Annotated in this window: 12 protein-coding genes and 2 pseudogenes; 12 read left to right on the plus strand and 2 right to left on the minus strand. The window is 60.5% G+C overall.

The window, feature by feature from the left end:
• The 5 genes and pseudogenes from CLG96_RS16430 to CLG96_RS16445 all read left to right on the plus strand — a co-directional run.
• On the plus strand, positions 1-613 hold a 613-nt coding region (locus CLG96_RS16430), incomplete at its 5' end, for a flavin monoamine oxidase family protein (RefSeq protein ID WP_207796728.1).
• Positions 614-675: 62 nt separating this feature from the next.
• Positions 676-1140, plus strand: coding sequence for a RidA family protein (locus CLG96_RS16435; RefSeq protein WP_207796729.1), 465 nt, complete (start codon positions 676-678; stop codon positions 1138-1140).
• A 290-nt stretch (positions 1141-1430) separates the two neighbouring features.
• Positions 1431-1669, plus strand: a pseudogene (locus CLG96_RS19240) (IS3 family transposase); the annotation flags it as partial.
• Between the two features lie 99 nt (positions 1670-1768).
• Positions 1769-1945 carry a response regulator gene (locus CLG96_RS18850; RefSeq protein WP_165799683.1) on the plus strand — a complete coding sequence of 59 codons (177 nt, stop codon included), beginning with the start codon at positions 1769-1771 and terminating at the stop codon, positions 1943-1945.
• Positions 1946-2035: 90 nt separating this feature from the next.
• A complete protein-coding gene (locus CLG96_RS16445; protein WP_165799684.1) occupies positions 2036-4537 on the plus strand; it encodes an ATP-binding protein in 2502 nt (833 codons plus the stop codon).
• A 195-nt stretch (positions 4538-4732) separates the two neighbouring features.
• On the opposite strand, the gene CLG96_RS16455 is transcribed toward CLG96_RS16445, so the two are convergent.
• Positions 4733-5428, minus strand: coding sequence for a dienelactone hydrolase family protein (locus CLG96_RS16455; protein WP_107969593.1), 696 nt, complete (start codon positions 5426-5428; stop codon positions 4733-4735).
• Between the two features lie 363 nt (positions 5429-5791).
• Positions 5792-7246, minus strand: coding sequence for a catalase (locus tag CLG96_RS16460; RefSeq protein WP_107969596.1), 1455 nt, complete (start codon positions 7244-7246; stop codon positions 5792-5794).
• Between the two features lie 199 nt (positions 7247-7445).
• On the opposite strand from CLG96_RS16460, the gene CLG96_RS16465 reads away from it, so the two are divergent.
• From CLG96_RS16465 to CLG96_RS16495, 7 genes and pseudogenes are all read left to right on the plus strand, one after another.
• The gene (locus CLG96_RS16465; RefSeq protein ID WP_107969597.1) at positions 7446-7775 is read left to right on the plus strand and encodes an alpha/beta fold hydrolase; all 330 of its coding nucleotides are present in this window, start codon (positions 7446-7448) and stop codon (positions 7773-7775) included.
• 385 nt (positions 7776-8160) lie between these two features.
• Entirely contained in the window at positions 8161-8517 is a 357-nt protein-coding gene (locus CLG96_RS16470) for a hypothetical protein (RefSeq protein ID WP_133175413.1), read from the plus strand.
• Positions 8518-8713: 196 nt separating this feature from the next.
• Positions 8714-10975 (plus strand): TonB-dependent receptor, encoded by a 2262-nt coding sequence (locus tag CLG96_RS16475; protein ID WP_107969602.1) that lies wholly within the window; start codon positions 8714-8716, stop codon positions 10973-10975.
• A 263-nt stretch (positions 10976-11238) separates the two neighbouring features.
• Positions 11239-11877: a response regulator transcription factor gene (locus tag CLG96_RS16480; RefSeq protein WP_243395834.1), complete on the plus strand. Its 639-nt coding sequence runs from the start codon at positions 11239-11241 to the stop codon at positions 11875-11877.
• 53 nt (positions 11878-11930) lie between these two features.
• Positions 11931-12308, plus strand: coding sequence for a response regulator transcription factor (locus CLG96_RS16485; RefSeq protein WP_165799685.1), 378 nt, complete (start codon positions 11931-11933; stop codon positions 12306-12308).
• A 91-nt stretch (positions 12309-12399) separates the two neighbouring features.
• Positions 12400-12564, plus strand: a pseudogene (locus tag CLG96_RS16490) (DDE-type integrase/transposase/recombinase); the annotation flags it as partial.
• Between the two features lie 244 nt (positions 12565-12808).
• The gene (locus tag CLG96_RS16495) at positions 12809-13516 is read left to right on the plus strand and encodes a hypothetical protein (RefSeq protein WP_243395835.1); all 708 of its coding nucleotides are present in this window, start codon (positions 12809-12811) and stop codon (positions 13514-13516) included.
• Positions 13517-13549 lie beyond the last annotated feature (33 nt).

The following is a 13549-nucleotide window of genomic DNA, read 5'->3' on the forward strand; positions in this document are numbered from 1 at the left end:
CGTGCGCGAGGTCAAGGCCGATTGGTGCGTCTGCACCATCCCCGCCTCCATCCTCAGCCAGCTCGACGTCCAAGTGTCGGACACGATGAAAGCTGCGATCCGGGCGGTCGGCTATTCGACTCAGGTCAAGATCGGGCTCGAGTTCAAGCGCCGCTTCTGGGAGGAGGACGACCATATCTATGGCGGGCACAGCTTCACCTCGCAGACCATCGGCCTCGTCTCCTATCCCAACAACAATATGTTCGGTAAGGGACCCGCGGTGCTGCTCGGCGCCTTCGCGAGCGACGCGGCAGGGTTGCAGCTTTCGGGCATGACGCCCGAGCAGCGGATCGAGACGGCGCTGGCGCAGGGCGAGGTATTCCACCCGCAATATCGCAAGGAGTTCATGAACGGCGTCGCGGTCGCCTGGAGCCGCGTGCCGTGGATGATGGGCTGCACCTCCCGCTGGACCGATGAGAACCGCGCCCAGCATTATCAGAACCTCGTTGCGATGGACGGCCGGCTGGTGCTGGCGGGCGAGCATGCCTCTTATTATGGCGGCTGGATGGAGGGTTCGCTGCTCTCCTCGCTCGATGCCATCACACGCCTCCATAAGGCAGCGCAGGAGGCATAGGATCGATGCGCAGCCTGCGAGAGCAAGGCTGCGCCATCCTTCAGCCAACAGGGGGAGTTCCTATGAAATATATCCTTGCCGCCACGGCCGCACTCATGATCCCGGCAGCCGGCTGGGCCGCCACGCCGGTGAAGCACTTCCCGGCGGGTGGCGCGGTGCCCGCAGGCGCGGCCGCCCCCGGCACCGGGCCGGCGTTCAGCGGCGCGGTCCTGGCGGGTGACACCCTCTACGTCTCGGGCACGACCGACATGGACCGCGCGACCGGCAAGCCCCCGGCCGATCCGAAGGCCGGCGCCAAGCTCGTGCTCGACAACATCAAGCGCACCGTGGAAGGCGCCGGCCTGACCATGGACGATCTGGTCTGGGTGCAGGTCTTCGCTTCCGACCTCGACTATTATGCCGCGTTCAACGAGGTCTATCGCACCTATTTCAAGGGCCCCCTGCCCGCGCGCGCCTTCATCGGCTCGGGCAGCCTGCTCGGCGGCGCGCATTTCGAGGTGATGGGCATCGCGGTGAAGTCCAAATAGGCGATGCACTCGGAGAGCAGGTGCATTCACCCTGCATCTGCTTTCTTACGCGATCCATATGGAAGCGTCTCAGCAGGTCTATGCTGGCTATGCTGCGACTTGGCTGCATCGAGACGGTGATGTCGGCACCGAGAAAGAGATCGGGGAGACTATCGTTCCAGCCCAGCACCGAGCAGCCAGCCCTTGGCCCGTTAAAGAAGATTATCGGCCACAAGCACTGGTTTGACGGCTTGAGCCTGAACCGCCCCGGGATTGCCGGAAGCCTGAGCTCCTGAGAGGGAAGGTCTCGTATGAGGGAGGCGACGAACAAATATTTGCCTGAGGCTCGCGATCGGGCGGTCCGGATGGTGCTGGATCATCAAGGGGACATCCGTCCCGCTGGGTGGCGGTGGTTTCGATCGCGGAGAAGATCGGTTGCGCGCCGCAAACCCTGCATGAATGGGTGAAGAGGGCCGAGATTGACAGCGGCAAGCGCGCTGATGTGCCGACGGATGTAGCCGGGAAGCTCAAGGCGCTGGAGCGTGAGTCAACTACCTAACACGTCCGTATAATTCCCCCCGCGGCCGTTATCTGTGAAAGCTGCAGCCCATCCCAATGATAGGTCATGGGTCGAGGGCGCCAGTGGCAAATGCGGTATATTGCAGTTACCGACGAGTGGGCCGAGATGCCGCTGATTATGCTCACCGCATGTGAGGAGGATCCCCTTCTCTCTTTCGTGCGCGAAAGTGGCGCCTATTGTCTGCTGAGGAAGCCGTTCGAAGCGAACGACTTGATCGGTTGCATCGAACGCACGCTCGACAATTGATCCTCATTGGCGGATGTTCCTGCTCACATGACAGAGGGGATCTCACCAGCCACGCATGCCTCGTTTGAAGAGCTGAGGCCAAATGTCCAAATGGATCTCGCCGACTTCGCGAGCGAGAGCATCATCGTCCGCGGAATGGACGGTGCCATCACGTTCTGGAACAGCGCGTCTACCGCCCTCTATGGATGGCCGCCGCATGCCGCCCTTGGCCGAGACCTGCATGGTCTATTGAAATGCCACTTGCCTTATGTCGGATCTGAGATGGAAGCGCAGCTTCTCCGCGACGGGTCGTGGTCTGGCGAGCTCACACGAACGACCGCATCCGGGGAGACCATCCAGGCCGATGTCCGATGGACCGTGCGCTACGACGAAAGCGGGCTTCCGCAGGACATTGTTGAGTGTGGGCGAAACATTATCTCGCTATCGGCCTTGGAAATTGAAAACAGGCTGGCGTCGCACCGGTATCGGAACCTGTTCCACGCGATGGCGGCATCTTTCTGGGAGCTCGACTTTTCCGTGGTGCGGGCAAAGCTCGGTGCTTTGATGATGTCCGGGGTCTCGAGCCTCCCGGCCTATTTCGAAGAGCACCCGACTTTCGTGCGCGAGTTGATCGACGTGGTGAAGGTGATCGACGTCAACGAGAAGACCGTCGCCTTGTTCGCAGGCGAAAGCCGTGAGCAAATGATTGGGTTGAGCGCATCGCCATTCTGGCCGGCGGAGAGCCAGCACGTCTTTGCCCAGGCCCTGTTCGCGGCGGCTGAGCGGCGCGACAGCTTTATCGCAGACACACGGCTTCAGACGCTCGATGGCCGCCTCCTCGACGTGCTGTTCACCGTATGCTGGCCGGAAGGTCATAAGGGCGCCGGAACGGTGCTGGTCGGTGTGATCGACACGACCGACAACAAGCGTGCCTTTTCGGAGCTGGAGAAGAGCGAGTTCCGCTATCGCGGGCTGTTCGAACATATGCCGATCGCCCTCGTCCAGTTGGACATGAGCCGCCTGTTCGACCGCTTAACTGAACTGCGCGCCGCCGGTATCGTCGATCTCGTGGGCTATGTTGAATCCAATAAAGGCTTTCTGGACGAGGTTCTTCAGCGGGTGCGCGGCAACGACGCCAATGCACAGGCGGTCCGGCTGTTCGGAGTGGTCCAGAAGGAAGAGCTTTTCGTCCCGATCGCGAAAGCTTGGCAGGAGAATCCGGAGACGATCCGGCGCTCGCTCGTCGCCAGACTGAAGGGAGCGCAAAGCTACTCCGAGGAAACGCGCATCAACACCTATGACGGGCGCATCGTCGATGTCCTGTACACGATCGCCTTTCCCCCGGAGCTCATGGAGCGAGGAATCAACGTCGTCGGCTTCATCGATATCACCGACAAGAAGCGTGCACATTCAGACCTTCAGCGCAGCGAAGAACGCTATCGCAATCTTTTCCATCACATGCCGATATCGCTGTGGCAGATCGACGCTCGAGGAACGATGCAGATCTTTCGAGAGCTGCGAGAACAAGGCGTCACTGACCTCACCGCCTATATCGATGAGAATCCGGACTTCCTCGCGCATGCCATGGAGATCATCTCAGTCGCCGAGGTCAACCAGCACACCGTCTCCATGTTCGGGGGCAACAGCCCCGCGGATTTCATCGGATCGGTTGCAAGATATTGGCCTGACGCGCCGGAGACATTTCGCCGCTCGCTCACCGCGCGCTGGGAGGGCAAGCTAACGTACACGGAGGAGACCAAGATCAGAACGCTCGATGGTCGGACCATCGACGTCCTTTTCTCGATCGCTTTCCCACCACCGCTACAGGAAGTGGGCATGAGCCTGATCGGCACGCTCGACATCGGCGATCGCGTGCGAGCCGAAGCGAAACTTCAGCAGATCCAAGCCGATTTCGCGCACGCCGCGCGCGTTTCGACGCTGGGCGAACTGACCGCTTCCATCGCTCACGAGGTCAATCAACCGCTTGCTGCGATCACGACCAATGGCCAGGCGAGCCTCCGTTGGCTGTCCCGCAAGGAGCCGAATGTTCAGCAAGCGAGTGACCTAGCGGCAAAGATGGTGGCCGACGCCCGGCGAGCGAGCGACATCATTCGCCGTATTCGCGGGATGGCCGCCAAACGCGAACCCGAGCATCTGCTGCTGGACCTGAACGAGGTCGTGCAGGAAGCGCTGCTCTTCGTCCGGCATGACATGCAGACGAAGGAGGTCGAGCTTGCGGCAGATCTCGGCTTCGAGCTTCCGGCTGTTCGCGGTGACCGCGTACAATTGCAGCAGGTCATCGTGAACCTGATCATCAACAGCGTGCAGGCCATCGATCAAGCCGGCTGCATCAAGCGACAGATCAATGTCGCGACCAGGATCGCAGACGATGGCCAACTCGCAATCTCGGTTCGCGACACCGGCCCCGGCATAGCGGCGGAGCATATCGATCATGTTTTCACCGGCTTCTTCAGCACGAAGGACGGTGGAATGGGCATAGGCCTTGCGATCTGCCAGTCGATCATCGAGGCGCATGGGGGGAGCATCGGCGCTAGCAACCACGTGGACGGCGGCGCCCGATTCACTTTTATATTGCCGCCCGCGAATGCGTGAAGGCGCGACGCCCGAATTTGGCGCCGCGCCTGAGCTTGCCGGACGATCAGGCCTTATGAAGGCGAGCAGATCCGTGTTGAATCGCCCGGGCGCGATCTTGGCCGACATTAGACCCGAAGCATCAATCGGAACGATCTGATCGTCGCCGCCGTGGAGGAGCAAGGCGGGAATGGTGAGCGAACTGCCGGCCTTGGCTCAACGGAGGTGTCGCCCAAGGAAATCCCAGGTTCGGCCGTTGGCGAGCGCTGCGGCGTCCGCATCATAGTGGACACCCGTATGCCGCGCGAAGGCATGGCTGCAACCGGGATAGGAGAAGAGCTCCACTCTGGGATTCCCCGCAATCGCCGCGCGGATTGTCGCCTGCGCTTCTTTGGAGATGAACTCATCCTCCTCGGCGAGATGGATCATCAGCGGGCTATGCACCTTGTCCGCCTCGTCCGCATAATCCTGCGCCGAGCCGGGGTAATAAGCGACGGCCGCATCGGCTCCTCGACGGCCAGCAGTCAAGAAGGTCATCAGCCCACCGAGGCAATATCCCATGACACCGACCTTGCCGGACGAGCCAGGAATCTTTGCCGCGAATGCCAGGGTGTCGGCGATATCACCGACGCCTTTGTCGCGATCATATGCCGTGTAGAGTGCAAGCCCCTTCTGCCACTCCGACTCCGTCCAATGCGAGAGGTCGAGACCGGGCTCTTGCCGCCAGAAGAGATCTGGGCAGACCGCAATGAAGCCGCGGTCGGCCAACTCCTGACAGCTCTCGCGCATGTCGCTGTTCACGCCGAAGATCTCGTGGAGGACCACCACGGCGGGCGCGCTCGCGACGCTTGGGCGCGCCACATATGCGCGAAACTCGCCGTCCGCCACGTTGATCGAGATATAATCTCCCATTTCGGATTTCCTTTCGATTAACTGGCGCAACCTGATCTAATCGGGGCGAGCGTCCCATCAGCCAATGGGAAATCCGAGCCATACATTGGTATGACATTTCACATGCTTCGTATATTGCTATACTAAAACTGGAAGAATTCGGGGCGGGTCTGATAGATAAAGCTGCAAGAGGCGGCCAGCCGCGACGCTGGGCTAAGCCGGGAAGTCGGTGTCGTCGGGCTGGCGATGACCGCTTCAACGAAACGGTCGCCGCGTCGGTAATCCCGAGACCGCAATCGATGAACATGCATGGATCAAGTAAGTAGAGGGCGAAAGCACGGCGGCGATGTCGCCATGCCGTAGAAGGATAGCCTTCGCTCGCGGCTATTCCGCAGCCTGCGCCGCCGCCAGGCCAAGGGCCACAGCAACGCCGGCACCATAGGCCGGATCTGCGCGCTCGCAGTTCGCGATATGCTGCAATTGCACCTCGATCGAGGCTCCGCCAACCTGGCGAGCGGTGTTGGCGAAGAGAAGCGCCTGCTGCTCCGCCGACATGCTCCGGAAGAGGATACCAGGCTGCTCCCAGTGATCGTCATCGACGCGATGGTCCCAATGGTCGGCATCGCCCGCTGCCAGTGGCGGCTCGCGCAGCTCGGGGCGATCTTCCCAGAGCCCCTTGCTGTTGGGAAAATAGGGCGTTGCAGCGCCCAAATTGCCGTCGGTACGCATCGCACCGTCACGGTGATAGCTGTGGAATGGGCATCGCGGCGCATTCACCGGAATATGGTTAAAATTGACGCCGAGCCGATAGCGTTGGGTATCGCCATAGGAGAATAGACGGGCCTGCAACATGCGGTCGGGCGAGAAGCCGATGCCGGGAATGACATTCGCCGGCGAAAAGGCCGCCTGCTCGACCTCGGCGAAATAATTTTCCGGATTGCGATTGAGCTCCATCACGCCAACCTCGATCAGCGGATAGTCCGCCTTTGGCCAGGTTTTGGTGAGGTCGAATGGATTGTGCTGATGGTTTCGTGCCTGCTCCTCGGTCATGACCTGGATACAGAGCGTCCAGCGCGGGAAATCGCCGGCATCGATCGCTTCGAGAAGATCTCGCCCATGGCTTTCACGGTCGCGGCCGATCACGGCTTCCGCCTCAGCGTCGCTCAGATTCTCGATCCCCTGCTGGCAGCGGAAATGAAACTTGACCCAGACGCGCTCATTGGCGGCGTTGATCATGCTGAAGCTGTGGCTTCCGAAGCCGTGCATGTACCGATAGCTTCGCGGAATTCCGCGCTCGGACATTAGGATGGTGACCTGATGGAGGGCTTCCGGCAGAAGCGTCCAAAAATCCCAGTTGTTCTCAGCGCTCCGCAATCCGGTGCGCGGATCGCGCTTCACGGCATGGTTCAAGTCCGGAAAGCGCAAGGGATCGCGGAAGAAGAAGACCGGGGTGTTGTTGCCGACAATGTCCCAATTGCCTTCCTCGGTATAGAATTTGACGGCGAAACCGCGGATGTCGCGCTCGGCGTCGGCCGCGCCGCGCTCGCCTGCCACGGTGGAGAAACGCACGAACAGGTCCGTTTTCTTGCCGATCTCCGAGAACAGCTTGGCCTTGGTGTACCGGCTGATGTCGTTAGTCACCGTGAACGTGCCATAGGCCCCCGATCCTTTCGCATGCATGCGACGCTCGGGAATGACCTCCCGGTCGAAGTGAGCCAGCTTCTCGATCAACCACACATCCTGGAGCAGCGCGGGCCCGCGCGCGCCAGCGGTCATGATGTTGAGGTTGTCGGCGACGGGAGCGCCGGTGGCATGAGTCAGTTTATCGGTGCTGGACATCGCAGAAGCTCCTCGACCGTGTCGATATGCGCCGAGCCGCATCGGCTGCGGGTCGACGCTATGGAAGCTCAGACGAGCGGTCGATCAGACTGTGGGAAGAGCGGCGCTATACTTGTGTATGACTGCGGCCTGCTGGTCGTCTGATTGAGAGGGCAGGACCGACAGGTGGATGTTGATGGCCTCGGAACGGAGGCAAGTCATGAGCAAGACCATCATATTCATCCACGGAGCCTGGGTGACGCCGGCATGCTGGGACAGCTTCCGCAAGCCATTCGAAAATGCAGCCTACACCGGCAGCGAGAAAGACCTGCTCGTCTCGCCCTATGTCACAAGATCGGCGTTCCGTATCCAGCGTCGTTCGGCCGCGCGGACGGACTATGCGTTCTTCCCTGGCCTGTCGCACCTGCTTATCGGCGAGCCCGGCTGGGAAGATGTCGCTGCGGTCGTTCAGGAATGGCTTGCCCAGCTGGATCTGCCTGCTGCAGCCCCCGCACGTCCGCCGCTCCCCTCGCTGCGCGCGGCTGCCTGACATAGCTGTCCCAGCTTACAGATAAGGGAAGCATTCCTTGCGGCGACAGATGGTGAAATCGAAAAGGCTGATGCTGGAGATTTTCTGTCCGAAGCCACCGAACGCTCCAACGCCGTTTCGCGAGACGTTTCTGGCCGCAAGGCCGCGGATCATATCAAGATATGATCTGGACCATGTTTCCGTCTGATCGACCGTCCATCAGAGCGCAGCATAGACTCCTCTCCATTCCGAGCCCGCGATCACCCTCATCGATCATGTATTGGAGATAGGATTGAACTATCGCCCCGACATATTCGCATCACGTCCCACCGGCCAGGTGAAGGAAGGGTCCGCCTTCTTGGACCAAAGCAGCATGGCCATGACGTCCGCGACCAGGCAGCCGATCATGGGCGAAGCTGCGGCAGCCGATATGCCGGCTGCCATCGGCTACATGATCCTCGCCGTCTATGGATTGATGATGGCGGCACTCGTCGCCTTCTTCACCGACGGGGTCGAGGCCACCATGATGGTCGCGATTAGCGTCATCTACACAGCCATCTATTTCTCGGTTCCCTCATCGTTTCTGCGCGTTGAGGGGCGATCCGGGCAGATGCCGCTGCGGGAATTCCTGCGGGACGGACTTTCCACCTGGACCGGCCGGATCGGAGGCTGCGAAGCCATCCTGCAGATCCTGCTCATTCCCGCTGCGATCACCGTGGCGCTCGCCGCGATCGGCCTATTGGCGCGCCTCAACCAAGCTTAGCACGAATCTAGCGTGTACGCGGCTTCGGGCGCGAATAGGCAAAGAGGCGCGAGTAAGTTGGGCGATTGCCGAGATGCGCCGAGAAAGCGGATCCGGCGGCTATCTACATTAATACCACCGTATAATCAGCAGCCTCCCTCCCCTTGTGCTAGCATTTGCGTGCTGGGCGTTGCGCGGACGTGGACGGGGGGCACGGATGTCGGGAGCACGATCACTCAGTACGCGCTTATTGAGTTTCATCGCGTGTCTGCCGTCCCAGGCAGGGGCCGAAAAAAGTGCACCGCTTCAACCCGACGATATCATCGTCACGGCGGAAAAGACGCAGGTGAGCATCAATAAGGTCGGGATGTCCGTCCAGGCCTTCCGCGCCGATACGCTTCGTGATGCAGGCGTGAATGATGTATCGGACCTCGTTCGACTTGTGCCTGGGTTCAACTATACGCTCTCCAGCTATGGCCACCCGGTCTATACGATGCGAGGCATCGGCTTTTACGATACCGGCCTCGGCGCGGCTCCCGGTGTCGTGGTTTACATCGACGAGGCGCCACTGCCCTATTCCGCGACGACGCTGGGAGCAGCGCTGGACGTGGAACGGGTCGAGGTTCTCAAGGGCCCACAGGGAACGCTGTTCGGCCAGAATACGACCGGTGGAGCCATCAATTATATCGCCGCAAAGCCGACCGATGCCCTCGGCGCCGGTGGCCAGCTTACCGTCGGCCGCTTTGGCGAAGTCGATGGCGAAGCCTATTTGACCGGTGCGCTGTCGGGCGAGCTGCGTGGTCGCGTGGCAGTGAGGCATGAGCGAAGTGATGACTGGCAGCGGAGCTACACCCGCTCCGATGGCCTGGGATCGCGCAATTTCAGCGTTGGCCGCGTCCTGCTTGATTGGACGCCGTCCGATCGGATCAAGATCGAGCTCAACGTCAATGGCTGGCGCGACCGCTCTGACAACCAGGCGGGGCAGCTCGCGGCGATCATCAATACGCCATCGCGTCTGCCGGCCGCACTCATTGCCTATCCCCTGAGTCCGCGAGGCAATCGTGCTGCGGATTGGACGCCGGGCCGCGACTTCCGCCGGCGCTCGGATTTCTTCCAACTCGTTGGTCGCGCAGATGCCGATCTAAAGTTCGCCAATCTCACGTCGATCACGAGCTATCAGGAGCTGAGCCGCAGAAGCTTGACCGACGGTGACGGAACTGCGCTCATCACGTTCGAAACGGCCAACCCTGCCGAACTCGGCATATTCTCGCAGGAGGTCAGACTAGCTGGTGATCAGCATGCTGTCCGTTGGATGGTCGGAGCCAATTACCAGCGAGAGGAAATTCGTGACGCGGCTCGGTCGGATGTCGTCGAGAGCAGCTTCCCCTTCGACGGCGTGGATCCGCGAACGATCCAGCATGTCAGGACATGGGCCGGCTTCGGCAGCCTTGACTATGACGTCACTTCGCAGCTGAAGGTTCAAGGCAGCCTTCGATATACCGACGAACGCCGCCGATATGTCGGATGCACCTATGATGATGGTAGCGGCCAAGCGGCCAGGTACATCTCGATCGTCGCGACGATGCTGGCTCGCCGACCGGTCTCGGTGGCGCCTGGAGGGTGCTCGACGCTGGGGCTCGATTTCCTGCCGACCGAGATTCGCGGCACGTCCAACGAGGATAATCTATCCTGGCGTCTGAATATAAGCTGGTCGGCGATGGAAACGCTCCTGCTCTACGCCAATGCCAGCAAGGGGCATAAGAGCGGCGCGTTTCCGACCATCGGCGCGAGCTCGGTTCGCCAATTTGAGCTGGCGAGACCCGAGTCCGTCCTGGCTTTCGAGACTGGCTTCAAGTTCGTGCCGGATCCGCTCCGCTTCCAGCTGAAGGGTGCCGCCTTCCACTATGACTATCAGGACAAGCAGTTGCGCGGAAAGCGGATCGATCCGGTGCTGGGACCGCTCAACGCCTTTATCAATGTGCCCCGCTCCTCGATTTGGGGCGCAGAAGCAGAACTGCTCTGGCGGCCGGTCGAAAGTCTCACGCTGACGGGCGGCGCCACCTACATCCACTCCAAAATCAAAGGAACCTTCATCAATTATGACGGCCTCGGCCGCGGAGCCTCGCTCGGGGGAGAAGAGCTGCCACTTACTCCCAAGTGGCAGCTCAATGGAGACGCGGAATATCGCGCATCCTTCTCGGCAGACCTGACCGCATTCGCCGGTGTTCGCTATAGCTATCGAGGAAGCACCAACGCCGCACTGGGCGAAGTGCCGCTGCTAGCTATTCCTGACTATCTTCTCGTGGATCTTCGGGCTGGCCTTGCTGCCGCTGATGGCCGATGGACGGCGACCGCTTTCGTGCGCAATGTCGGCGACGAGACTTATCTGACCTATGTCAGCACCGCGAGCCCCGATGTAGCGATCCGCCTGACAGGGCGGCCCAGAACCTATGGACTGAGGCTTTCCTATAGCTACTGAGCCCTGAGTATCGACGATCGCTTGTGGTCATGAGATTTTGCGCGGGCGCGCGGCAGGCCGATGCGTTGAATATCTCTGCGTCGCCTTGTGAGAGCCGGCGGATCGCAGATCCGAAGTGCAGGGATAGCCGCAGGCACCCTCGCCAGCCGATCATATCATCGTATGATGTCGCTGAACGCTTGGATGATGATATCTCTGATGCGACGTCATCGGTGCGGGGCTGCTCCGAGCAATCTTCGATCCGAAGGCCAGGGAGGAGGACAATGACGAACGACGACATGTCCGATCAGGCAGTTGTCCATATCATCGACGACGACAAACCATTGAGAGAAGCGCTCGAGAATCTCTTCCTTTCGGTTAGTATCGAAGCGGCGACCTATGCGTCCGTCCAGGATTTCCTGAGCAGAGTGCCTGAAAATGCCGCAGGATGTCTGGTCCTCGACATTCGCCTTCCGGGCATCAATGGTCTCGATTTCCAGGGCAAGCTCGCGGAGCATGGTATCACTCTACCCGTCATCCTCATGAGCGGGCATGGCGACATCCCGATGACCGTTCGTGGAATGAAGGCCGGAGCGGTGGATTTCCTGCCCAAGCCGTTTCGCGATCAGGACATGCTTGATGCGGTCGCGCACGCTTTTGCCCGCAATAAACTCGAACGCGCGGTGGCCGACGATGCTGCTCGGGTGGTAACACGGTACGCGACGTTGAGCCCCCGTGAGCGCGAGGTCATGACTCTCGTCACCGCTGGGCGGCTCAACAAGCAGGTCGCGGGCGATCTCAACCTGAGTGAGATCACGGTGAAGATCCACCGAGGGGCCGCGATGCGCAAGATGGGCGCTCGGTCCCTTCCGGAACTTGTGCGGATGGAGGAGGCAATCCGACGCTCCAGCATTCCTGCCTGAACCGTAACGTAACCCTGTGCACCAGGGGTGCCCGCGAACGTGAAAGCCAATCATTGCTCGATGAAAATCTGATTGTCGTTGTTGATGACGATGCTTCACTCTGTGACGCGATCGTAGGGCTCGTGCGGTCTTACGGATATGAGGCGAAGGGATTCGAGTCGGCCATCAACTATATGGATAGCCCGGATTTCGCATCGACGCTCTGCCTCGTCACGGACATCAATATGCCAGGGGTATCCGGTCTGGATTTAGCCAGGCACATGCGTAGCGTCGGTAATCTTGCTCCGATCATCATGATCACGGCGCGAGAGGACTCGGACCTTGAGGAGCGCTCTCGCGCAATGGGCGCTGCATGCTTCCTGCGGAAACCCTTCGAGGCCGACCAATTGATGGAATGTATCGCGGATTGTGTTGGAGACGCGGCTGCCTGATCCATAATCAGCCTTGGACCCAAGTCCTCGATTTGCCCCGCTTCAATCCGCTTTTGAACGAGCCCGCTTAGCCGCGGGGGGTATCGGGCACGGCTGGTCGATGTCCACGGCATTGACAGCGAGCCTTGTCATCGACGCACCGATGATGGCGATCTGCCGGCGGGGAAAGCCCGATGCGCTGCCGCATCACTCGGATCAGAGGAGCCAGTACACCAGCGAGCAAGTCCAGAGACCGATGGCGGAACACGGCATCACCTGATCAGGCAATGTCTGGACGAAGCTGGCAAAGGTTCCGGCGATGCGCAGCATCGTTGGAAAGCCAGCAAGGACATGCGACCGGTTAGGCCACTCATCGTAGCAGAGAGCCGGATCATACAATGATGTTAGGCAGACCATGTCTCCGTCTGATCGACCGATGATCGAGCGCTTCGCTAACCTCCACATGTGATGTCGGTACGACCGTATCGACCGATCCCATCCGCGATTTCCTGGAGGAGAGCATGCGTGTTTCTGGTCTATCTCTCGCAGCGGCAGCACTAATCATCTCCGCCCCAGCGGCCATCGGGCAACCGATCCATTCGCACGAGAACGCCGCTACTGTCGCCGCATTCGACATAGTGCATACCGACGTGACGAGCGTCGGTCCCGATATTGTGTTTCGCGTGCAGGTCCGCGGCCAAGCGGGCAAGATCCGGCCAAAAGCAATTGGCCAGTTCGCCGGCAGCGCCGTCTACAGCTATGTCTGGCCGACATCGATGGACAGTTCGAGCGTCGGATTCGATGCCGATCAAGGCATTCTCGCTCTTGCCGTCACATTCCATCCCGATTTCGATGACGGGGCGAACGGCGGCATTAATCGGCACGTGTGGCACCCACACTGGGTCGTCCTCACGCCCGACGACGCCTGTGGCAAGGGCTCGCTGAAGGTCCGGGACATTCCGGAAGGCACCAAGCCGAAGGTTCCGCCGACATGGCCCGGCGTCCCTCTCCTGATCGACAGCCCCAGCTATCCGACATCGCTTGCGACTAACATGGTGGAGGTGCGCGTGCCGGCATCTGTGATCGGCGCGGTCGAAGGGATCAAATTTGACGGCGTTACCTCGGCCCTGAAGGTGAATGCCAATCTTCATTCGCCGCTGCTCTGCATCTCCGACATCTTCGATGTGGCGTCCGGCAACCTAAGCCTGCCAGGCAAGATCACGAAGTGAGACTTGCGAGGCCGCTCTCACCCGGCTTCCCGA

Origin of the sequence: Sphingomonas oleivorans (assembly GCF_003050615.1) — a bacterium.
GTDB classification, from domain to species: Bacteria; Pseudomonadota; Alphaproteobacteria; order Sphingomonadales; family Sphingomonadaceae; genus Sphingomonas_H; species Sphingomonas_H oleivorans.